21 protein-coding genes are annotated in these 21,782 nt (G+C 63.4%); 14 read left to right on the top strand and 7 right to left on the bottom strand.

Going from position 1 to position 21,782, the window contains the following annotated elements:
* Genes rpiB through V8V93_RS03565 form a run of 5 tightly spaced genes read right to left on the bottom strand, consistent with a single transcriptional unit; the run spans position 1 to position 4,502 of the window.
* Complete coding sequence (rpiB, locus tag V8V93_RS03585) at positions 1–441, bottom strand: ribose 5-phosphate isomerase B (RefSeq protein ID WP_338669005.1); 441 nt, start codon at positions 439–441, stop codon at positions 1–3.
* Positions 438–767 (bottom strand): hypothetical protein, encoded by a 330-nt coding sequence (locus V8V93_RS03580; RefSeq protein WP_338669004.1) that lies wholly within the window; start codon positions 765–767, stop codon positions 438–440. Before V8V93_RS03580 ends, rpiB begins: the two co-directional genes overlap by 4 nt.
* Positions 764–1,639, bottom strand: a complete 876-nt coding sequence (locus V8V93_RS03575) for a hypothetical protein (protein ID WP_338669003.1) — start codon at positions 1,637–1,639, stop codon at positions 764–766. Before V8V93_RS03575 ends, V8V93_RS03580 begins: the two co-directional genes overlap by 4 nt.
* Positions 1,636–3,390 (bottom strand): tetratricopeptide repeat protein, encoded by a 1,755-nt coding sequence (locus V8V93_RS03570; protein ID WP_338669002.1) that lies wholly within the window; start codon positions 3,388–3,390, stop codon positions 1,636–1,638. Before V8V93_RS03570 ends, V8V93_RS03575 begins: the two co-directional genes overlap by 4 nt.
* 29 nt (positions 3,391–3,419) lie before the next feature.
* Positions 3,420–4,502: a sigma-70 family RNA polymerase sigma factor gene (locus V8V93_RS03565; protein WP_338669001.1), complete on the bottom strand. Its 1,083-nt coding sequence runs from the start codon at positions 4,500–4,502 to the stop codon at positions 3,420–3,422.
* 297 nt (positions 4,503–4,799) lie between these two features.
* Between V8V93_RS03565 and V8V93_RS03560 the strand changes: the two genes are divergently transcribed.
* From V8V93_RS03560 to selD, 11 genes are all read left to right on the top strand, one after another.
* Positions 4,800–7,211: a homocysteine S-methyltransferase family protein gene (locus tag V8V93_RS03560; protein WP_338669000.1), complete on the top strand. Its 2,412-nt coding sequence runs from the start codon at positions 4,800–4,802 to the stop codon at positions 7,209–7,211.
* Between the two features lie 493 nt (positions 7,212–7,704).
* Complete coding sequence (locus tag V8V93_RS03555) at positions 7,705–8,235, top strand: TlpA family protein disulfide reductase (RefSeq protein ID WP_338668999.1); 531 nt, start codon at positions 7,705–7,707, stop codon at positions 8,233–8,235.
* A gap of 5 nt (positions 8,236–8,240) precedes the next feature.
* Positions 8,241–8,699, top strand: coding sequence for an N-acetyltransferase (locus V8V93_RS03550; protein WP_338668998.1), 459 nt, complete (start codon positions 8,241–8,243; stop codon positions 8,697–8,699).
* A 14-nt stretch (positions 8,700–8,713) separates the two neighbouring features.
* Complete coding sequence (gene hpt, locus V8V93_RS03545) at positions 8,714–9,244, top strand: hypoxanthine phosphoribosyltransferase (RefSeq protein ID WP_338668997.1); 531 nt, start codon at positions 8,714–8,716, stop codon at positions 9,242–9,244.
* Positions 9,245–9,277: 33 nt separating this feature from the next.
* Positions 9,278–10,471 (top strand): DUF3426 domain-containing protein, encoded by a 1,194-nt coding sequence (locus V8V93_RS03540; protein ID WP_338668996.1) that lies wholly within the window; start codon positions 9,278–9,280, stop codon positions 10,469–10,471.
* A gap of 315 nt (positions 10,472–10,786) precedes the next feature.
* Positions 10,787–11,089, top strand: coding sequence for an AtpZ/AtpI family protein (locus V8V93_RS03535; RefSeq protein WP_338668995.1), 303 nt, complete (start codon positions 10,787–10,789; stop codon positions 11,087–11,089).
* A complete protein-coding gene (locus tag V8V93_RS03530; RefSeq protein ID WP_338668994.1) occupies positions 11,061–11,474 on the top strand; it encodes an ATP synthase subunit I in 414 nt (137 codons plus the stop codon). The genes V8V93_RS03535 and V8V93_RS03530 overlap by 29 nt, the downstream gene beginning before the upstream one ends.
* Positions 11,475–11,501: 27 nt before the next feature.
* Positions 11,502–12,224: a F0F1 ATP synthase subunit A gene (gene atpB, locus V8V93_RS03525; protein WP_338668993.1), complete on the top strand. Its 723-nt coding sequence runs from the start codon at positions 11,502–11,504 to the stop codon at positions 12,222–12,224.
* Between the two features lie 73 nt (positions 12,225–12,297).
* Positions 12,298–12,609: an ATP synthase F0 subunit C gene (locus V8V93_RS03520; RefSeq protein WP_338668992.1), complete on the top strand. Its 312-nt coding sequence runs from the start codon at positions 12,298–12,300 to the stop codon at positions 12,607–12,609.
* Positions 12,610–12,724: 115 nt separating this feature from the next.
* Positions 12,725–13,357: a redox-sensing transcriptional repressor Rex gene (locus V8V93_RS03515; protein ID WP_338668991.1), complete on the top strand. Its 633-nt coding sequence runs from the start codon at positions 12,725–12,727 to the stop codon at positions 13,355–13,357.
* A 225-nt stretch (positions 13,358–13,582) separates the two neighbouring features.
* On the top strand, positions 13,583–14,626 hold the full coding sequence (gene selD, locus V8V93_RS03510) for a selenide, water dikinase SelD (RefSeq protein ID WP_338668990.1): 1,044 nt from the start codon (positions 13,583–13,585) through the stop codon (positions 14,624–14,626).
* On the opposite strand, the gene V8V93_RS03505 is transcribed toward selD, so the two are convergent.
* The gene (locus V8V93_RS03505; protein ID WP_338668989.1) at positions 14,623–17,727 is read right to left on the bottom strand and encodes a PAS domain-containing hybrid sensor histidine kinase/response regulator; all 3,105 of its coding nucleotides are present in this window, start codon (positions 17,725–17,727) and stop codon (positions 14,623–14,625) included. The two genes, selD and V8V93_RS03505, sit on opposite strands and share 4 nt — an antisense overlap.
* Before the next feature lie 171 nt (positions 17,728–17,898).
* On the opposite strand from V8V93_RS03505, the gene rocD reads away from it, so the two are divergent.
* The 3 genes from rocD (at position 17,899) to V8V93_RS03490 (ending at position 20,740) form a co-directional block, all read left to right on the top strand.
* Positions 17,899–19,098 carry an ornithine--oxo-acid transaminase gene (rocD, locus tag V8V93_RS03500; protein WP_338668988.1) on the top strand — a complete coding sequence of 400 codons (1,200 nt, stop codon included), beginning with the start codon at positions 17,899–17,901 and terminating at the stop codon, positions 19,096–19,098.
* A gap of 109 nt (positions 19,099–19,207) precedes the next feature.
* Positions 19,208–20,395 carry an anaerobic nitric oxide reductase flavorubredoxin gene (locus tag V8V93_RS03495; RefSeq protein ID WP_338668987.1) on the top strand — a complete coding sequence of 396 codons (1,188 nt, stop codon included), beginning with the start codon at positions 19,208–19,210 and terminating at the stop codon, positions 20,393–20,395.
* A gap of 15 nt (positions 20,396–20,410) precedes the next feature.
* Positions 20,411–20,740, top strand: coding sequence for a cupin domain-containing protein (locus tag V8V93_RS03490; RefSeq protein ID WP_338668986.1), 330 nt, complete (start codon positions 20,411–20,413; stop codon positions 20,738–20,740).
* Between the two features lie 168 nt (positions 20,741–20,908).
* On the opposite strand, the gene V8V93_RS03485 is transcribed toward V8V93_RS03490, so the two are convergent.
* Positions 20,909–21,769, bottom strand: a complete 861-nt coding sequence (locus V8V93_RS03485) for a pirin family protein (RefSeq protein WP_338668985.1) — start codon at positions 21,767–21,769, stop codon at positions 20,909–20,911.
* Between the last annotated feature and the right edge of the window lie 13 nt (positions 21,770–21,782).

The raw sequence follows: 21,782 nt of genomic DNA, 5'->3' as shown, positions 1-21,782 counted from the left end.
TTATTGGGAGACGGTGTCGATAAGGTCGATGCGCCGCTGGTGCCGCTCGCCCTCGAAGGTCGATTCCAGGAAGACCTTGAGGACGCTCAAGGCCAGCCCCTGCCCGGTGACGCGCTCGCCCATGCACAGGCATTTGGCGTCGTTGTGCGCACGGGCCATGCGGGCGTGAAATTCGTTGGTGCACAGGGCGGCCCGGATGCCCATGCGGTTGGCGGTCATGGTCATGCCCTGCCCCGTGCCGCAGATGAGCACGCCGAGTTTGGTCCCGTCCGCCTTGAGCTTGTTGCAGACCTTGGCCGCATAGACGGGGTAGTCGCAGGAGTCCAGGCAGTCCGGCCCCTCGTCCTCCACGATGTAGCCCCAGTCCGTCAGAGCCTTGATGCACGCTTTCTTGAGATGGTAGCCCCCGTGATCGGAGCCGATGACGATGGTCTTGTTCACTGTTCCTCCCCTTGTGCGCCGCCGTCCTCGCGGCGGACGTGCTTCATGCGCTCTTCGCGGTCATTGGCCAATTCTTCCTTCAGGGCGGCGATCTCCTCCTTCAGGAAGTCGATCTGCCTGAGGCAGAGTTCCTTCTCCGCCTTCTTGCCCCGGGGCGCCTCCGCGATACGCCCGAGGATGCCATATTCCCGTTCCAGTTCTTTTTCAAGCCTGCCGACCTCGAACCTCCCGGACAGGGAGCGGACCAGCCACTTCATCTCGGCCAGCCACGTCTTCAGGCCGAGCAAAAAAATTTCCATCACGGTTTCCCGCGGCTGTTCGTTCATTGCTTGTCCTCGTGTGCGACGGGGATATCCCCGGTTGTTTCATCCGTGTACCCGTTGTCCAGCCGGATGGGGACGATATCCTCGGGCAATTCCAGGGCCAGGGACCGGGCGGGCCAGGAGGCCAGCATAAGCTCCCGTGACTTTATGTGCAAGACGCCGCGCTCCCCGTTGTCCATGGACAGGGTCAGCTTATCGGGCAGGGGGACCTGTCCGGCGGGGACGTCCTCGTAGCGGTCGATGGTGAAGACCCACTGCCGGGCGTCCTGCGCGTCCGTGGTCAGCCCCTCCAGCCGGACCGGGCGGCCCAGACGGTCGAGGACGATGCGCCGGGTCAGCCCGCCGGAGAAGGTATAGGCGTAGTTCTCGCCCTCGGCTTCGGCCGTGGCGTAGCGCCGGGGGGCCAGCGCGGCAAAGTCGCCCATCAGGGCGTGCCCCAGCTCGGCCAGGGAAAAGGGAAAGGGCATGCCCAGGCGCGTGGCCCCGAGTACGGAGTTCTTGTGCGCATAGGCCTTCCGATCCTCGGGGTAGAAGACCAGCAGCCCGGACCGGTCCTCGCGGATGTGGGCCAGGAGCGTGCCGATGGAGGCGGACACGTCGAGCCGCATGGGCCCGTCGAAGTCGCCCCACAGGGAGATCAGGGTCCGGTTGGTCCGCCTGGTCGGCCGGGTCCGGGAATAGTACAGGCTGGCCCGGACTCGCAGCGCCTTGCCCTCGGGCCGGACGCAGTAGTGCTGGCGGAAGGCGGACCAGGCCGCCTTGGGGGTGTCCAGGGCGAGGCCGGGCGGTATCCTGGTGGCGCAGCCCGAGAGGGCCGCCAGCATCAGGACGGCCAGGGTCGCCGCCGGAACGAGCGTCGATCCGAGGCGGCTCATAATTTCTTCAGCTTCTCCCTGACGGCCTTGGCCTCGGGCGAGTGGTACTTGAGCGCGTAGTTGTAGCCCTTGCGCGCTTCCCTGGTCTTGCCCATGGCCGCGGCGATGTCGCCGTAGTGCTCCCAGATGGTCGGGTCCTTGTCGACCACGTCCACGGCGTAGCCGATGTATTCCCAGGCCTTTTCCAATTCCTTCTTCTTGAAATGGACCCAGGCCACGGAGTCGAGGATGTAGCCGTTTTCCGGGTCGAGCTTGGAGGCCTTGGTCACCAGGACCAGGGCGCGGTCGAGCTCGCGGCCCTCCTCGGCCAGGGTGTAGCCCACGTAGTTCAGCGCGTTGGCGTGGTCGGGGTGGGCGCGGATTACGCTCTCCATCAGGGCCAGCCCCTGCGGACGGCGGCCCGTGACCTCGTAGATCATGGCCAGTTCGTAGGTCAGCTCGGGATCGTTCTTGAGGTGCTCAAGCCCCTCCTTGAGGGAGGCTTCGGCCCCCTTGAGGTCGCCCTGCTGTTTCTTCAGCCCGGCTTCAAGGATGTAGAAGATGGAGGCGTCCGGGTAGAGCCCCTTGCCCTGGGCGGCGAGGGCCAGGGCCTCGTCCTCCTTGCCCTGGGCCGCCAGCAGTTGCGCCTTGAAGCGCAGGGCGTGGGGGTAGAGCCGGTCTGCCGCCTTGACCTCGTCGAGATAGGTCAGGGCCTTGGCCGGGTCGTTCTCGCCCTCGTCGGCGATGACCGCCTTGTAGAAATAGTATTCGGCGGGCACGGTTCCGCCGGTGGTCAGCCGGTCCAGGACCGTGGACCCCTGGGCGAAGAACCCGTCGTTGATGAACAAGAGCACCGCGTCCAGGATGAAGGACTTGGTGGGCGGGCCGTCCAGGGCCAGCTCCAGGGCCTTGGACGGGTCGTTCAGCTTGAGGTTCAGGTTGATCAGCCGCAGCCGCGCCTCGGGGAAGGAGTCGCTCTGCTCCAGGATGGAGCCGTAGATCTGCTCGGCGGCCACGTAGTCCTTGGCCAGCTCGTACTGGTAGGCCAGCTCGACCATGGCCTCGGTGAACTCCGGGTCCATGGCCACGGCCTTCTTCAGGTTGCCGATGGCCGCCTTGCGCATGCCCAGGTTCCCCTGGACCCGGCCCATGGCGTACAGGGCGTCGGCCGAGCGCTGCTTCTCGGGGATCTTCTTAAGCACATCCAGGGCCTTGGCGTCCTGGCCCGCGTCCATGAGCATCTGGCCCAGCCGCTCGCGGGCCTCCATGTCGGCCGGATGCCGCCGCAGGAAGCCGTCCATGATGGCGATGGCGTCGTCCGGGCGGTTGTCGGCCACGTAGGAGTTGGCCAGGTACACGGTCAGCAGCCGGTTGTCCGGAAATTTGTCGAGCCCCTCCTTGAGGGCCGCGCGGGACCGGCTGGTGCCCTCGGGGTGGTTCCAGAACATGCCCGCCTTCTCCACGTACAGCTCGGGCGTGGGGGCTGCGGCCAGGACGCGGTCCAGCGCGGCCACGGCACGGGCGTGGATGTCGCCCACTTCCTGCTTGGTCAGGGTGGACCGCTCGCCCTCCTGGGCGTGCTTCTGCAACTGGTGCAGGAGGTCCTGGTAGACCAGGTAGTCGTAGTCGAGCCGGGCCGTGTCGGTCATGGGCGGCGCGGGCAGGGACCGGGTCGCGCCCGTCCTTGCGGCGCAACCGGCCACGGCCAGGAGCGCGAAGAGCGCCAGGGCAGCCAGTGCGGTATGTGAGTCAGGCCTAGAGAATCGTTTCATCCGTCCGTCCCGATTGGCGTCGCCGCCGATTAGTCGTGTTCCAGCACCCAGTCTCTGGAAAAATCCTTGACCTTGTCCGTCAGGTGCTCGCGGATCTTGGCCATCAGCCGGGCCTCGATCTGGCGCACCCGCTCCCTGGTGACGCCGAACTCCTCGCCGATTTCCCGCAGGGTCACGGGGTCCTCGGAGAGCAGCCTGCGGTCGAGGATGGCCACTTCCTTTTCGTTCAGGGAGGAGCGAATCTCCCTGATGTTGTCCAGGAGCAGGTCGACGATCTGGTCGTTGGCGATGGACTCCTCCACGCCCGGAGAGAGCGACGGCAGGAAATCCATCTTGGTGGCGTCGGAATCCTCGCCCAGCGGGGTATTCAGCGACATGTCGTTCTTGGACAGGCGCTGGTCCATTTCGTCGATCTCGGCCTCGGACACGCCGAGCCGCTCGCTCAGCGCTTCCGTCGAGGGGTCGAACCCCAGGGTCTGGAGGCGCTGGCGCTCCTTGTTCAGGTTGTAGAACAGCTTGCGCTGGGTCTGGGTGGTCCCGATCTTGACCATGCGCCAGTTGTCCATGATGTACTTCAGGATGTACGCCTTGATCCAGAAGGCCGCATAGTAGGAGAACTTGATCCCCTTCTCCGGGTCGAACTTGGTCACGGCCTTGAGCAGGCCGACGTTGCCCTCCTGAATGAGGTCCAGGCCGTTCTGCATCCAGCGGCGCTGGAAGTCCATGGCGATCTTGACCACCAGGCGCAGGTGCGAGGACACCAGCTTGAAGGCCGCGTCCTGGTCGTTGTCCTCCTGGACCCGTTTGGCCAGGGCGTATTCCTCTTCCGGCTCCAGCATGGGGAACCGGGCGATCTCCTTGAGATACAACTGCAACGGATCGCGAATCCGCACCGCCTTGGAGGACGGGGCGAGATTCAGCGCCGGGAGCTTGCTCTCCAGCCCTTCGGCCTTGGCCGGGGCATTGGGGGATATATCGGCGGCAACGTCGTCGTCGAGTTCATCCTCGTCAAAGTCGTCTTCATTGAAGTCGTCTTCGTTGAAGTCGGTCTCCTCGAGATCGTCCTCGACGATTTCCGGTTCGACCACCGCGGTCGTTTTTTCAGATGTCATTGTTACGTATGGATGCGGCGCAAGGGCGCCCGGTTCAATACAAATATAAGAGCAAGAAAAACACACTATAGATTTTGTCCGACCTTATCAATGTTTTTCAGGTAAGGGCAACTTGTGCAAAACCATGCGTCCACCGCGTTCGGAGGGACCGGCCCCAAACGAAAAAAAGCTTGATTTCCGGGTGCGCCGAAGCTATATCGAGATATCTTGATATAAGAATACATCGGCCCGGACGCACTGCCGGATCGACCGGCGGGGTTCCGGCCGGCCGCGCGCCCGACCAGACGGAGGATACCAGTGCCCGATTTCAGGTCAATACTCGACGACGACAGGATCTATTATTTCGACGGCGGCTACGGCACCCTGTTGCAGAGCCGGGGCCTGCCCGCCGGGCTTTCCCCGGAGCTGTGGGGGCTCAAGGAGCCGGACGTCATCCGCGCCGTGCACCGCGACTACCTGGAGGCCGGGGCGAACATCCTGACCACCAACACCTTCGGCGGGTCCCGGCCCAAACTCGGCCTGAACGCCGATCCCTTCGAGCTCAACCGGGCCATGACCGCCATCGCCCGCGAGGTGGCCGGGGACAACGCCTTCGTGGCCGCGTCCATCGGCCCCACCGGGCACTTCGTCAAGCCGCTCGGCGAGATGACCTTCCGCGAGCTGGTCGACATCTTCAAGGAGCAGATCGAGGGCTGCGTGGCCGGGGGCGCGGACCTGATCCTCGGCGAGACCCATTTCGACCTGGCCGAGGCCAAGGCCGTGGTCATCGCCGCGCGCATGGTCTGCGACCTGCCCGTGGCCGTCTCCATGACCTTCGAGGGCGAGGCCTCCCTGACCGGCACCTCGCCGCAGACCTTCGTGGACACCATGCAGAACATGGGCGTGGAGCTCATCGGGACCAACTGCTCGGCCGGGCCCGAGCAGATGCGCGACACCCTGCGCGCCTGGGCCCCGCGCCTTCAGACCCCGACGTTTGCCGAGGCCAACGCAGGCCTGCCCGAGCTGGACGCGGACGGCAACACCGCCTTCCGGCTCCAGGCCGAGCCCTTTGCCGAACAGGCCGCGCAGTTCGTCGACCTGGGCGCCAAGTTCATCGGCGGCTGCTGCGGGACCACGCCCGACCACATCCGCGCCCTGCGCAACAAGGTCGGCGACGCGGCCTGGCAGCGCCCGCACAAGACCGACAACGCCCAGTTGGTCCTGACCTCGCGCTCGGTCTCCGTGCCGGTCGGCTTCGACCACCCCGGCGTGATCATCGGCGAGCGCATCAACCCCACGGGCAAGAAGCAGCTCACCGCCGAACTCCAGGAGTCCGTCTTTACCGAGGCGCACCGCTTCGCCGCCGAACAGGCCGAGCTGGGCGCGCCGGTGCTCGACGTCAACGTGGGCGCGCCCCTGGTCGACGAGGTCGCGCTCCTGCCCGAGTTGATCACCTCCCTGCTGGGCCGCGTGACCACGCCCCTGTCCATCGACTCCAACGACCCCGCGGCCGTGGAGGCCGGGCTGTGGGCCTATCCCGGCTCCCCCCTGGTCAACTCCATCTCCGGCGAACCGGGCAAGATGGAGCGGCTCGGCCCCCTGTGCAAGCTCTTCGGCGCGCCGTTCATCCTCCTGCCCATCGTGGGCAACAAGCTCCCGGTGACCGCGGCCGAACGGATCAAAGTCATCGAAGACCTCCTGGCCCAGGCCGATGCGCTGGGCATCCCGCGCCGCCTGATCATGGTCGACGCCCTGGCCCTGACCGTCTCGTCCAAGCCCGAGGCGGCCCGGCACTCCATGGAGGTCATGCGCCACTGCCGCGACGAATGGGGCCTGCCCACGACCATCGGCCTGTCCAACATCTCCTTCGGCCTGCCTGCCCGCGAACTGCTCAATTCGACCTTCCTCTCCCTGTCCATGGGCGCGGGCCTGTGCTCGTTCATCTCCAACCCGAACTCCGCGCGCATCCAGGAGTCCCTGCACGCCGCCGAGGTCCTGCTCGGCCGCGACCCCCAGGCCGCGCGCTACATCGACAGGTTCTCCGGCTGGACCGGAGGGGGCGGGGTCCAGGCCACGCAGAGTCAGGCCGCCCCGTCCGGGACCGCTGCCATGCCGCCGGTCCAGGCCGCCGTGGTCAAGGGCGACAAGGACAACGTGGTCAGGCTGGTCGAGGCCGAGCTGGACAAGGGTGTGTCCGCCATGGACGTGGTCAACGACCTGCTCATCCCCGGCATCCTGGTGGTCGGCGACAAGTACGAGACCAAGGAATACTTCCTGCCCCAGCTCCTCCAGTCCGCCGAGACCATGCAGACCGCCTTCCAGCGCCTCAAGCCGCTGCTGGAGGAGGACGGCGAGGCCGGGGCCAAGCCCGTGGTCGTCATGGCCACGGTGGAGGGCGACATCCACGACATCGGCAAGAACATCGTCTGCCTGATGCTCAAGAACTACGGCTTCGAGGTCGTGGACCTGGGCAAGGACGTGCCCGCCGCCAAGATCGTGGCCGCGGCCGAGGAACACGACGCCGCGCTCATCGGCCTGTCCGCGCTCATGACCACCACCATGGTGCGCATGGAAGACACCGTCAAACTTGTGGCCGAGCGCAATCTTCGCGCGAAAGTCATCATCGGCGGGGCCGTGGTCACGGAAAAATTCTGCAAGGCCATCGGCGCCCACGGCTGGTCCACCGACGCCGTCGCCGCCGTCAAGCTGGCGCAAAGATTGACGCAGTAAGCGTGCCTCCGGCGGCCGGGGGAAGGGGGAAAGGGAACCCTTTGAAAAGAGCTTTCCCTTCCCCCTTCCCCTTCCCCTTCCCCGGACCCCCATCCCCCTTTCCTTCCTAAACTTTTTGTGACCGCTTCGCGGGGCGGGAACCGTATATATGGATTTTCGGCTTTTCTTGGGCCGAGGACACAATTCTTCATTCTTTGGAGCGATTCGGGTGCGCAGCACCCGACAGCGGCTCTCTCCCCGCGCGTGCTCCAAGGCCGAGGCTTTCGAGAGTGGTGCAGTTGTGCATTTCCCCCAGGGGGCTTTCACCGCAGCGTAGCCGTCTACGTGAGGATAAAAGCCTCCTGGGAAAAATGTGCAGATGCGCCGCTATCGGAAGCCGCCCCCGGATAAAGTTGCTTGACCTTGAGGGCCGTCAATGTTTTGAGAGAGGGCCTTGCTTCAATTTGGCAATCAACTCTGGTAGAGTGGCGCAAACACACTCCCGAGGTGCTTCATGAAAAAAACGTGGCTCATCATCGCACTGGCCCTGGGGCTCCTGGCCCTGACCGCCTGTTCAAGCGAATCCGGCGACGACGCCAAGACCGGCGGGACGGCCATGGCCCCCTCCCACGCGGCGGTCGCCTCCTCCGGCGAGGCCCGTCCGTACATGGGCGTGGCCGAACTCGATCAATATCTCAAGACCAACGCGGGCAAGCCCACCATGCTCTTCTTCTGGGCCTCCTGGTGCCCCTCCTGCAAGCAGCAGATCCCCGAGCTGGAGACGCTGCAAAAGGACAAGGGCGGCCAGATCAACCTCGTCGCCCTGTCCGTGGACGAGAGCGAGAGCGCCCTCGATCGGTACCTGGCCAAGCACCCCATGGACGTGCCCGTCTACTGGGGCAACCAGGACCTGGCGCGCAAGTTCCGGGTCGAGGCCATCCCCACCCTGATCATCTTCGACAAGACCGGCAAACAGATCTTCGCCCAGGCCGGGGTCTTCCCCGCCTCCATGCTCGGCGCCATGGCCGACAAACTGAACCAGTAGAAAACATGATCCGCAAGGCACGCATTGAGGACGTCAAGGCCATCCACGGGCTGCTCATGCTCACCGACCAGCATGACGGCCTGGTTCTCCCCCGGTCGTTCAGCCAGCTTTACTCGCACCTGCGCGACTTCGTGGTCGTCACGGACGACGACGGCACGATCATCGGCTGCTGCGCCCTGAACATCATCTGGGACAACCTGGCCGAGATCCGCTCCCTGGTGGTCACCTCCACGCACCGCGGCAAGAATCTCGGCCGCAAGCTGGTCGAGACCTGCCTGTCCGAGGCCGTCACGCTCGGCATCTACAAGGTTTATACCCTGACCGAGGTGCCCGGCTTCTTCGAAAGAGTGGGCTTCGCGCAGGAGGAGATGGATACCCTGAACCAGAAGATCTTCCTGGATTGCCTCAACTGCCCGAGGTTCCCGGACCACTGCAACGAAGTAGCCATGATCATCAACCTGTAAACCCCGACAGCGCAATGGCACATAAACTCACACCGTTCATCACCGCCGAACAGATCGCCGGACGCAATGTGGAACTCGGCCGCGAAATCACCGAATCCTACTCTGGCGACGATCCCCTGGTCTGCATCTGCGTACTCAAGGGCGCGTTCCTCTTCTTCGCGGACATCATCCGCAGGATCGACCGGGAGATAGAGATCGATTTCGTCCGGTTGGCCAGCTACGGCTCGGCCACGTCACGCTCCGAGGACATCGTCTTCTCCAAGGACCTGGAGATCTCCATCGAGGGCAAGGACGTCCTGGTCATCGAGGATATCGTGGACACCGGCCACTCCATGGATTTCCTGCTCCATGTGCTCAGACGGAGAAATCCAAAGAGTTTGAAAATTTGTGCGCTTATTGATAAGCATGAGCGACGGGAAAAAGCCGTGACCGTCGATTTCGCCGGCTTCAAGCTGAACGACGGGTTCATTGTCGGCTATGGCCTGGACTATGACGAGCGGTACAGGGAATTGGGCGGAATCTTCGAGCTGTCCAACGAGTCTTAGAGCCAATTAACCGGATTTTCTGGAGATCTTGCTATGATCGTCACCTGCCCGAATTGCGAGACCAGCTACAACCTGCCCGATGAGAAAATTCCGGCCGCCGGAGCCAAGGTCAAGTGCTCCAAGTGCGCGCATGTGTTCAAGGTCGACCTGCCCCCCGCGACTCCCGAAGAGGAGGTCGAGGCCCTGCTCGAGGACGAGGGGAGCGGCGTGGGCACCGATGCGGGCGAGGCGTTCGACGAGACCTTCGACGACGTGGCCGCCGGCATCGCCAAGGATGACGGCGCGGAGCCCGGCGAGGCCGAGCCTCCGGTGTCCGACCCGGCCGACGAGGTCGTGGAGGATATGCCCGACACGGACGATCTCTTCGACGACGCGGACGAGGAGCCCGAAGCGGAAGGGGGCACGGAAGCGGACGAGGACGACCTGTTCGCCGACATGGGCGGGGAGGACGAGGAGTCCGACGACCTGTTCGCCGACGAGGGCGAGGAGGACGACGGCGATCTTTTCGAGGACGGCGACGAGACCGAGGAGGACGACTCCCAGGCGGTGTTCGGCGCGGAGGACGAGGAACCGGACCAGGACGAGCCGGTGAGCGGACTGGGCGGCAGCCTGGAACTCGACGAGGAGCCGGAACCCGGCAACCGCAAATCCCTGGGCTGCCTGATCGTCCTGCTTGTCCTGGCGGTGGGCATCGGCGCGGCCATTTATTTCCGGGTCTGGACCTATGTGGGCGTGGACCTGGCCGACATGCTCAAGAACGTGCCCTTCGTGGGCCAGATGTTCATGGAGAAGACCGGCGGCGACGAGGCCCCGGCCCCGGGCGAGTCCCCGGCCGAGCGCGTACGCAAGATCGAGCTCAAGAACGTCAAGCAGTACTACGTGGCCAATGAGAAGGTAGGCAACCTGTTCGTGGTCGAGGGCAAGGCGGTCAACAAGTTCTCCAAGCCCAAGGAGCGGATCAAGGTCGAGGTCATCCTTTACGATGCTGCCAACAACGTCCTGACCTCCCAATCCTTCCTCTGCGGCAACGTGCTCTCCCAGTTCCAGCTCCAGGTGCAGACCGAGAAGGAAATCAAGGACGGCCTGGCCTCGGACGTGGGCATCCTGTCCAACAACACCTTCATCCGGCCCGGCGCGTCCACGCCGTTCATGGCCGTGTTCTTCGCGCCGCCCGAGGGGGTCAAGGAGTTCATGGTCAAGGTGGTGGATGTGGGCGACCCGAAATAGGGAGCCCGGCCGGCCGCAAAACGGAAAATTCAGCGGGTGGATACCGACGTCCACCCGCTTTTTTATCGACCCGGAACAAAAATCGGGATAATTTTCACATGTAGCTTTTTTACAGGCCCTAACCCTGCGGAACCACAGACATTCTGTCCATGGTTCAGGACGCGGAAAAGTCCCGTTGTTTCGGAAAAATACGTTGACGGGAATCGACGGCGTGTGCTACTCCTCCTCCACTTGTGAAGGATTGCACGAAATGCCGGTGCAGGGTTTTAGACCGCCGTTGGCGTGCGTGGGAAACAATCTTCGCGAGGTGCGAACATGCTCTTTTCAAAAGACGACAAGGTGGTCAGGATCACCCAGTTGGGTGGCACCGCCGGAACGATGGGACTGCACATCGTGTCGGCCACCGTCGTCGGCCTGACCATCGGGTATTTCCTGGATGACTACTTCGGGACCAAGCCCTGGCTGATAATGATCTTTTTCTTTCTGGGGGTCATCGCCGGGTTCAAGATGATGTTCGAGGATTTCCGACGTCTCCAGAGGCGCGAAGAGGCAAGTAAAGCAAGTTCTTTGAAACAGGACGGAGAAGAGAGTGCTGGGCAGGATGAACCAAAGGCTTGAGCGGCTGCTCGTCAGGAGCGGCTTCACCAAACCGGACGTACGCATCGTTGTCCGCAATCAGATCTATGTGTCGCTGGGGACCTCTCTAGTGATCATGCTGATAACACTGTTTTCCCGGTGGTCCCTGGCCTATCTGGCGGGGGCGGTCATCGCCCTGGCCAACTTCTGGACGCTCGCCCGCGTGACCCAGTCGTTGGTCTATGACCGGAAGAGGGGACCATACCTACTGTTTGTCATATTCATGGGAAAAATGACTCTGAGCGGGCTGGCCCTCTGGTGGCTGATTGGAGTCGAACGGGTTCCCCACTGGGGGTTGATAGCGGGTCTGGGCACCGTGGTGGTCAACATCACGGCAACAGGCCTGAGTCAGTTGGGGAAAAAATAGCCGAGCTGCTTTTAAGGAGGCTTCGATATGGGTTTTGCAGGCGGATTGCCGCATCCTCTCTTGTACATGGACATGCTGAAAAGCATCGGCCACTGGGGCGCACACGTTGAACAGGCCCTGGGCGTGGACAGCATCAACCACGTCCTCTACATGTGGCTGGTCATGGCCATCATCCTTGGCCTGGGCCTGATGGTCCGCAGCCGCCTGCAGTTGGTTCCCGGCGGAATGCAGAACGTGTTCGAAACCATCATCGGCGGGCTGGAAGACTTCGTCATCGCCAACCTGGGCGAGGAAGGCCGCCAGTTCATCCCGCTCCTGGTTACCATCTTCATTTTCATCCTGGGCATGAACTGGCTCGGCCTGGTGCCGGGCTGCGACGCGCCCACCGCGAACATCAACACGCCGGCGGCCATGGCCATCATCGTGTTCTGTTTCTACCAGTTCGTGGGCATCAAGAAATGGGGCTTCGGCTACATCAAGCACTTCATGGGCCCGGTCGGCTTCCTGGCCCCGCTCATGCTCATCCTTGAGCCGATCTCCCACATCGCCCGCCCGCTCAGCCTGACGCTTCGTCTCTTCGGCAACATCCGCGGCGAGGAAATCGTCCTGATCCTGATGTTCTTCCTGGCGCCGGTCCTCGGCTCCCTGCCGATGTACTTCCTGTTCATCCTGGCGAAGACCATTCAGGCATTTATCTTCTTCATGCTGACCATGCTGTACCTGCAGGGTGCCATCGAGCACGCGCACTAGAGGAAGACCGCTTACCTTGGGGAAATGGTCCTTGGACCAAAACAATATTACGTATCCATTTTGGAGGATTCACATGAAAACCGTTAAGATTCTGTTCACCACCCTGGCTATGGTCCTGGTTTCTTCCGTTGCTTTCGCCGCCGAAGGCGCCGGTGACCCGGTCATGGCCGCCAAGGCCTACGCCACCGCCATCGGCATGGGCATCGCCGCCGGTCTGTGCGGTATCGGCCAGGGCATGGGCGTGAAGGGCGCCTGCGAAGGCATCGCCCGCAACCCCGAAGCCGGTGGCCAGCTGTCCACCACCCTGATCCTCGGCCTGGCCTTCATCGAGTCTCTGGCCATTTACGCCCTGGTCGTCAACCTGATCCTGCTCTTCGTCGTCTAGTTTCAGGTTTACGAAAAGCTTTTGAAGGGGAGGCTTCGGCCTCCCTTTTTCAGCCTCTTTCATGTTAAGAATTTCACATGGCTGGGCCGATCTTGACCGGGAAGAGCATTAAAATATGAAAAGCGAACACATCCCCAAAGCGACCATCGGACGGCTTGCCGTCTACATCCAGGTCCTCGAAAACCTGTTGCGGGACGGCAACGAGGTCATCTCCTCGGAGCGTCTGGCCCGTGCCTGCTCTGTCAACTCGTCCCAGATCCGGAAGGACCTTGCTTATTTTGGTGAATTCGGCGTGCGCGGCGTGGGCTACTACGTCCAGGAGCTGATCACCTCCATCAAGCAGTCACTGGGCATCGACCGGCAGTGGAAGTGCGCCCTGATCGGCGTGGGCAACATGGGCAGCGCCCTGCTCAGGCACCACGACTTCGAGAAACGCGGGTTCAAGATCTGCGCGGCCTTCGACTGCGACCCGGACAAGATCGGGCTCGAGTTCGAGGGCATGGAGATCATCTGCCCCACGCACCTCAAGGAGCAGGCTCCCGAGCTCAACCTTGAGATAGGCATCATCGCCACGCCCCCGGATCGCGCCCAGCGCGCGGCCAACCACCTGGTGGAGGCCAACATCCGGGGCATCATCAACTTCGCCCCGTCGAGGATCAATGTGCCCAAGCACATCCCGGTGGAGTACGTCGACTTCTTCGATCATCTCTATTCCATTGCGTTCCAAATAACCCTCGGCAACGACTAGACGGCGGCATCGCGGGGTTCGCCCCGCGTATTTTGGAGAGCGCGCCCCGGGCGCGCCTTTTGTGCATGGTGCGTATTCCCTCCGTCTCCGGCGCAGGGAAAATGGTACGGGCTGCGCCCCGGGACGGTCTCCCGTACCCTCCCGGATTCCCCCAGGGAAGGCCGCTCCCCTGCCCCCTTCCCCTCCGCCCCGGCCTCTGTTAGAAAACACCTTAGGGAGAAAGCCATGGAAAAGCTGAAGCTGGTCCAGATGGTCAAGGCCGCGGGCTGAGCGGCCAAGATCACTCCAGGGGACCTGGAGATCGCACTTTCGGGCCTTGGGGTCCGGCCCGACAACCGCGTGCTCGCCGGAGGCCCCGGCGACAACGAGGACGCGGCCATCTTGTCTTTTCCCGCGGGCAAGGCCCTGGTCCAGACCGTGGATTTCTTCACTCCGGTGGTCAACGATCCCTACCGCTTCGGGCGCATCGCCGCGGCCAACGCCCTGTCCGACGTCTACGCCATGGGCGGGGAACCGTGGGCGGCCATGAACATCGTCTGTTTTCCGGCGGACCGGCTGCCCATGTCCGTGCTGGCCGAGGTGTTGCGCGGCGGCAAGGACACCGTGGAGGAGGCGGGCGCGGTGCCCAGCGGCGGGCACAGCGTGGACGACCCGGAGATCAAGTACGGCCTGGCCGTGTCCGGGGCCGTGGACCCGGATCGCTTCGCCTCCAACCGGGGCGTCAAGCCCGGCGACCAGTTGATCCTGACCAAGCCCATCGGCACGGGTGTGCTGGCCACGGCGGTCAAGGGCGAGATGCCCGGCTGCGACGAGATGGAGGACCTGCTCTTCGAAACCTGCGGGCGGCTGAACAAGACCGGCGGCACGGTCATCCGCGAACTCGGCCTGACCGGGGCCACGGACATCACCGGGTTCGGCCTGGGCGGGCACATGATCGAGCTGGCCGAGGCCAGCCGCGTGACGCTTGAGCTGCGCATGCGCGACGTGCCGCTTCTGCCCGGTGCCCTGGACATGGCCTCCATGGGGCTGATGCCCGCCGGGTCCATCTGCAACCGCCGCCACTACCTGCCCAAGGTCAAATCCGCGGACGGGCTCGACCCCATCCACTTCGACATGATGTTCGACGCCCAGACCTCGGGCGGCCTGCTCCTGGCCGTGGCACCGGGGCTCGTGGACCGGGCCATGGCCATGCTCCTGGACGCAGGCGAACCCGCCGCCCTGGTGGGGCAGGCGCTGCCTCCGGGGGACCTGCCCCTGGCCATCGTCTAGGATTCCCGGGATTCGGATCCGTCCAGGACCCGTTCGATTTCCTGCTGCAACCGGTCTATTTCGAAAGGTTTGGACACATAGCCGTTCATGCCCGCCGCGATGAAGCGGTCGCGGTCGCCCTGCATGGCGTGCGCGGTCAGGGCGATGACCGGGATGTCCAGGCCGAGTTCGCCACGGATGACCTTGGTGGTAGCCACGCCGTCCAGGCCGGGCATCTGGATGTCCGACAGGAAGAGGTCGAAGGACCGTTCCTTGAGGACCTTGATGGCCTCCTCCCCGCTGCCCACGCACACGGCCCTGTGGCCGAGCTTTTCCAGAATGCGCTGGACGACAACGCGGTTGACCCGTTCGTCCTCGGCCACCAGGATGGACAGGCCGCCGTTGTCCGAAAACGCCGCAGGGGCGCGTGCCGGATCGTCCGGCGGCTCGGCCGGACGGGCCTCGATGGTGAAGTAGATGACCGTCCCCTCGCCCTCCTCGGTGTCCACGCTGATGGCGCCTCCCATGAGCTGAACCAGCCGCCGGACAATGCCCAGCCCCAGGCCGGTGCCCTGGTATTTGCGGGTGGTTGAGCCGTCCACCTGGGTGAAGGGGTCGAACACGGCGTTGACCTTGTCGTGGGGGATGCCGATGCCGGTATCCGCCACCTCAAAGAGCAGGCGGACCGAGCCGTCCTCCGCAGGCACGTTGAGAGGGTGGGCCCTGACCACGATGGAGCCGGTCTCCGTGAACTTGACCGCATTGCCCACCAGGTTGAAGAGGATCTGCCGCAGCCGCCCCTTGTCGGCCACGAAATGGCGGGGCAGGTCCTCGCCGATCTCCCAGCGCATGGCCACGCCCCGCTCTTCCACCGAATGGCGGAAGGTGGAGACCACCTGGTCCAGGACCTCGCCCAGTTCGAAGGGGATGGACTCCAACTCCAGCTTGCCCGACTCCACCTTGGACAGGTCGAGGATGTCGTTGAGCACCTGGAGCAGGCTGCGGCCCGAGTTCAGGGCCGTTTCCAGATAGTCCCGCTGCACGGGCTCCAGTTCGCTCAACTGCATGAGCTGGAGCATGCCCAGCAGCCCGTTGAGCGGGGTGCGGATCTCGTGGCTCATGTTGGCCAGAAATTCGTTCTTGGCCAGGCTGGCGGCCTCGGCCTTGGCCATGGCCTTCTCCAGGTCGGCGGCCATGGTCTTGAGCTCGGTGATGTCCGCGGCCATGTGCATGTGCACCAGCCGCTCCTCCAGCCAGCGGATGGCCCGGTCGTGGTTGAGGTGCCAGCGCTGGAGTTTCTCGTAGTACCGCTCCGAGACCAGGGTGCCCACGGGTTCGCCGTTCTCGTCCACCAGCCCGGGCTTGGGGCAGCGCGGGCAGCGCTCGTCCAGGCCTCGGATGACCTTGTGGCAGGCCATACCCTCCTGGATGGGGCCGTAGTGATCGCGCATGTCGGCGTTCATGAACAGGATCTCGTTGGTCACGAAATCGCTGACGTAGATGTCCGCGCTGATCCCGTCCAGGATGTTCAGCAGCCGCTCGTGGGCCTGCTTGACCTCGGTGATGTCCGCGATCATGGCGAACGCCCCGAGCAGCCTGCCGTCCTCGGCCATGAGCGGCGTGGACGAGACCATGCCCCAGACCTCGGTGCCGTCCTTGCGCTGGAACCGGCGTTCGTACCGCTCGCGCTGGCCCAGCCGACGCTCCTCGATGCGCCGCAGGTTGTCCTCCCAGTCCGACGGGGCCACGAAGTCGAGCAGGCTCCGGCCGATGATCTCCTCCACCCGGCAGCCGAAGAAGTCGGCCACGATCTTGTTCGCGTAGGTGATGACCTGGTTGGCGTCCAGACCGAGGATGCCCTCGTTGGCGGTCTCGACGATGAGCCGGTACTGCTCCTGGGTCTTCTTGCGGGCCTCCTCGGCGAACCGCGCTTCGGTCACGTCCCGGCCGTACACGGCGATGGCCGTGGCCTCGCTCCCGTCGACCACGGGATAGATGACCCCGTCGAGAATCCTGCCGGACCAGACCACCTGCTCGGTCACCGGGGCGCAGGTCTCGACCACCCGGGCAAAAGTTTCGCGGATCATGGGGTGCACCCCTTCCGGGATGAAATCGAAGACGCTCCGCCCGGCGTCCGCCTCCTTGGGCAGGCCGAGAAACCGGGCCATGTTCCTGTTCATCGCCAGGACCGTGCCGTCCACCTTGAACAGCCCCACGGAATCCTCGGTGGCGTTGATCATGGCCTGCAGGAAATGTTCGCTGGTGCGCAACCGCTCCTCGATCCGCTTGCGCTCGGTGATGTCGCGGGTGGTGCCGATATAGCCCACGGCGTTGCCGCCACCGTCCCACAGCCGCTTGGCCACGGACTCGCCCCAGATCATGGAGCCGTCCTTCTTCCGGAAACGCATCTCCAGCCGTATGGTGGACGAGGTGTCCACGGGGCCGTCCGCGCCGGCGTCCACGTCGATCCAGGCCTGTCGACTGGCGGTCAGGGATTCGGCGGACACGGCCTCGTTGGCACTCATGCCGATCATCTCCTCGGGAGTGAACCCCCGGACGCGCTCCACGGACGGGCTGACGTAGGTGTACCGGCCATCGTTGTCCATGGTCCAGATGACGTCGGCCGCGTTGTCGGCCAGAAACTGAAATTTTTCGAGGTGGTCGCGGGCCATGCTCTCGGCCTTGCGCCGATCGGTGATGTCCCGGAAGATGCCCCACAGGGCCGCGGGCTCCCCCGACTCGCCGCGTTGCAGCCAACAACTGACCTGGACCAGCAGCTCCCGGCCGCCGCCGGTGACGAGCCTCTTTTCAAAATCGTTGGAGGAATGGCCGGATTTCAACAGGCGGCGAAGTATCCCGCGCTCGCGTTCCCACTCGCTCTCGGGCGTGAAGTCGAGCACGGTCCTGCCGATCACGTCCTCCCGGTCGCGCTCGATCAGACCGCAAAAGGCCCGGTTGGCCTCAAGGATGACCCCCTTGGCGTCGGTCTTGACCACGCCGTCGCCCAATGCGTCACACAGCCCCTTGAAACAGGCGGGATCGATAAAGGACTCTCCCCGGCAGGACCGGGGCGATTCTTCGGGAGGTTTTTTGTCCCTTTCGCTCGCTTCAGGATGCGTCATAGGCCCTTTCCATGTAACAGTACCTATCACCTACTGGATTTTGAGGTTTCTTTCCACTCAAAAACCCACAATATTTCGTTCCGTGTTGAATCCGGCGGAAATGAAAGGTAGGTTTGATGGGCCCCTCTCTGCCGAGCGGGCCGCGAGACAACCGCAACCCCGAGGAACGCCATGCAATCCGACCGATACATCCTGCTCGAAGACGAATACGGCGCGCACAACTACAAGCCCCTGGACGTGGTCATCGAGCGCGGCCGCGGCATCTGGGTCTGGGACGTGGACGGCAACAAGTACATGGACTGCCTGTCCGCCTACTCGGCCGTGAACCAGGGCCACTGCCACCCGAAAATCCGCCGGGCCCTGGTCGAACAGGCCGAAAGGCTCACCCTGACCTCGCGCGCCTTCCGCAACGACCAGCTCGGGCCGCTCTACAAAGAGCTCTGTGACCTGACCAACTCCCACAAGGTCCTGCCCATGAACTCCGGGGCCGAGGCCGTGGAGACCGCCATCAAGGCCGTGCGCAAGTGGGGCTACCAGGTCAAGGGCGTGCCCGAGGACAAGGCCGAGATCATCGTCTGCCGCAACAACTTCCACGGCCGGACCATCACCATCATCTCGTTCTCCACCGACCCGGTCTCCACCACCGGCTTCGGCCCGTTCACCCCCGGCTTCAAGGTCATCGACTTCGGCGACGCAACGGCCCTTGAGGAGGCCATCACTCCCAACACCGTGGCCTTCCTCGTGGAACCCATCCAGGGCGAGGCGGGCGTGATCATCCCGCCCAAAGGCTACCTCAAGGAGGTCCGGCGCATCTGCGATAAGGCGGGCATCGTGCTCATCCTCGACGAGATCCAGACCGGCCTGGGCCGCACCGGCGCGCTCCTGGCCGAAGAGCACGAAGGCATCGAGGCCGACCTGACGCTGATCGGCAAGGCCCTGTCCGGGGGCTTCTACCCGGTCTCGGCGGTGCTCTCCAACACCGAGGTCCTCGGCGTGCTCAAACCCGGCGAACACGGCTCCACCTTCGGCGGCAACCCGCTGGCCTGCGCCGTGGCCCGCGCCGCGCTCAAGGTCCTGACCGAGGAGCACCTGGTGGAGAACGCCCGTGCCCTGGGCGACTATTTCCTGGACGGCCTCAGACGGATAGAGAATCCCAAAATCAGGGATGTCCGGGGCAAGGGGTTGCTCATCGCCGTCGAGTTCCACCCCGGTGCGGGCGGCGCGCGCCAATACTGCGAACGGCTCAAGGAAGTCGGCCTGCTCTGCAAGGAGACCCATGAGACCATCATCCGCTTCGCCCCGCCGCTGGTGATCACGAAGGAGGACGTAGACTGGGCCCTGGAGCGGATAGCGCCCGTGCTGAGCGAATGAGGTTTCGGGCGGCCCCTTCGGAGAATTTCCGAGGCCGGGCGATACAATAATTCAGCGGGCCATGGGGTCCGTTACAGTGAACGAAGGCTACCCAAAAAAGGGGGGAAAAATGCGTGTTGAACTGACGGAGAGCGTCACCTGGGTCGGCAAGACAGATTGGGAATTGCAAAAATTCCATGGAGAGGAATACTCAACCTTCAAAGGGTCCTCCTACAATTCCTACCTGGTCCGGGACGAAAAAACAGTCTTGATAGACACCGTCTATGGCCCGTTCGGCGAAGAATTCGTTGCCGGCCTGGAAAGAGAGACCGACCTGGACATGATTGACTATATCGTCATGAATCATTGCGAGGTGGACCATAGCGGCGGCCTTCCCGAACTCATGCGCCGCATTCCGGATGTCCCGATTTATTGTTCCGCTCAAGCCGTGAAAATCCTGAAGGGATACTACCACTCGGACTGGAATTTCCGGGTGGTCAAAACAGGGGACACCCTCTCTTTGGGGGAAAAGACCCTTTCCTTTGTGTCCGCCCCCATGCTCCATTGGCCCGACTCCATGTTCTCCTACATGGACAAGGAAAACGTCCTCTTCAGCAACGACGCCTTCGGGCACCACCTTGCGTCCGACCTGATGTTCAACGACCTGGTGGACCAGGACGAGCTCATGAACGAGTGCATCAAATATTATGCGAACATTCTCACCCCTTTCAGCAAATTGGTGACCAAGAAAATAAACGAAATCATAGCGATGAACCTGCCGGTCGACTTCATCTTCCCGAGCCACGGCATCATGTGGCGCGACGATCCTCTCCAGATCGTCCGGAAATACCTGGAATGGGCGGACGACTACCAGGAAGATCAGGTGACCATAATCTACGACACGATGTGGAACAGCACGCGGGACATGGCCGAAGCCGTCGCGGCGGGCATCCGCCAAGCCAACGAGCACGTCGTCATCAAGGTGCTCCATGTCGGACAACGGGACAAGAATGACATTCTCACCGAGATATTCCGTTCGAAAATGGTCGTCGCGGGCTGCTCCACCATCAACAAGGGAATCCTCTCCCATATGGCGGGCATGCTCGAAATGATCCACGGGCTCTCCTTCAAGAAGAAGAAAGGCGCGGCCTTCGGGTCCTATGGCTGGTCCGGCGAGAGTGTGAAAATGATTTCCAACAGCCTTGCGGAGGCCGGGATCGAAGTGGTCGCGGACGGATTGAAGACATTGTGGAAACCTGACGATGCGGGCCGTCGCGAATGCGAAGCCTACGGCCGGCAGCTCGCAGACCATCTATAACCGAAAGGAGTTGATATGGGTGATACGAAAAAGCTCGGGGTCGCTTTTCCTGTGGAGGAAGCCATCAAATATGCCGACGACTCCGTGGTAAGCCAGACACTGCTCAACAAGGATACGGGAACGATCACTCTTTTCGCCTTTGATGAAGGGCAGGGATTGAGCGAACACACGGCCCCCTTTGAAGCCGTTGTCCTCATCCTGGATGGGCAGGCCAAAATCACGATCGGCGGAGAGTCCCTCAATGTCGGCGCGGGCGAGATGGTCATCATGCCCGCGAATGTCCCGCACGCCCTCCAGGCGGAGCAAAAATTCAAGATGCTCCTGACCATGATCCGCGGTGAATAAAATAGATACAGCAAGACCACCAAGCGCGTAAGGACACGACGTCCTTACGCGCTTGCCCGCCTCTGCCGAAGGCACACATAAAATTTGGGAGATTCTCAAGAACCTTTTTCAAAAGGTTCTTTGGCCGTCGGAGACGCCCGCCCGGCGAGGGCCCGCCGGAGGCATCCCCTACGCCTTGCCCTCGGGCGCGTGTTTGATGAACGTGCCGTTGCGGTATTCCTCGAAGGCGATGTCGAGTTCCTCCTCGGTGTTCATGACGATGGGCCCGCGCCAGGCCACGGGTTCGCGCAGGGGCGCGCCGGACAGGAGCAGGAAGCGGACGCCGGTTCCCCCGGCCTGAACCAGGAGTTGGGAGCCGTCGTTGAACAGGACGAGGTCGCGGTCGGCCACGGTCATGCCGTCGATCTCGGCGCCGCCGCCGATGACGTAGGCGAACACGGTGTGGCCGGGCCGGGTCGGGTGCAGGAAGACGCTGTCCGGGGGCAGGGCGCAGTCCAGGTACTCGGGCTCGATGACGATCTCATCCATGGGGCCCTTGGTGCCGTCCACGGTCCCGGCGATGACCTTGATGGTCGTCCCGTCCGGCCGCCGGACCACGGGGATGTCGGCCTCGGTGATGTCGCGGTAGCGCGGGTCCATCATCTTGTCGCAGGCCGGAAGATTGGCCCAGAGCTGGAAGCCGTGCATGCGGCCCTGGGCGTCGCCCTTGGGCATCTCCTGGTGGATGATGCCGCTCCCGGCGGTCATCCACTGCACGGCCCCGGTGGTGATGACGCCCTTGTTGCCGAGGCTGTCGCCGTGTTCCACGTCGCCCATGGTCACGTAGGTGATGGTCTCGATGCCCCGGTGCGGGTGCCAGGGGAACCCGGCCAGAAAGTCCTCGGGATTGTCCGAGCGGAAGTCGTCGAGCATGAGAAACGGATCGAACAGCTCGGTCTCGTAGTTGCTGAAGAGCCGCCGCAGTTTGACGCCCGCGCCCTCGGTGACGGGGTGTCCCTTGAAGACCTGCCTGATCGTCCGTTGCATCATGACCTCCCGGCGG

Source organism: Pseudodesulfovibrio sp. 5S69 (assembly GCF_037094465.1).
In the GTDB taxonomy this organism is placed as follows: Bacteria; Desulfobacterota; Desulfovibrionia; order Desulfovibrionales; family Desulfovibrionaceae; genus Pseudodesulfovibrio; species Pseudodesulfovibrio methanolicus.
Note: the sequence above shows the minus strand (reverse complement) of the source record. Positions and strands in the feature narration are given on the sequence as shown.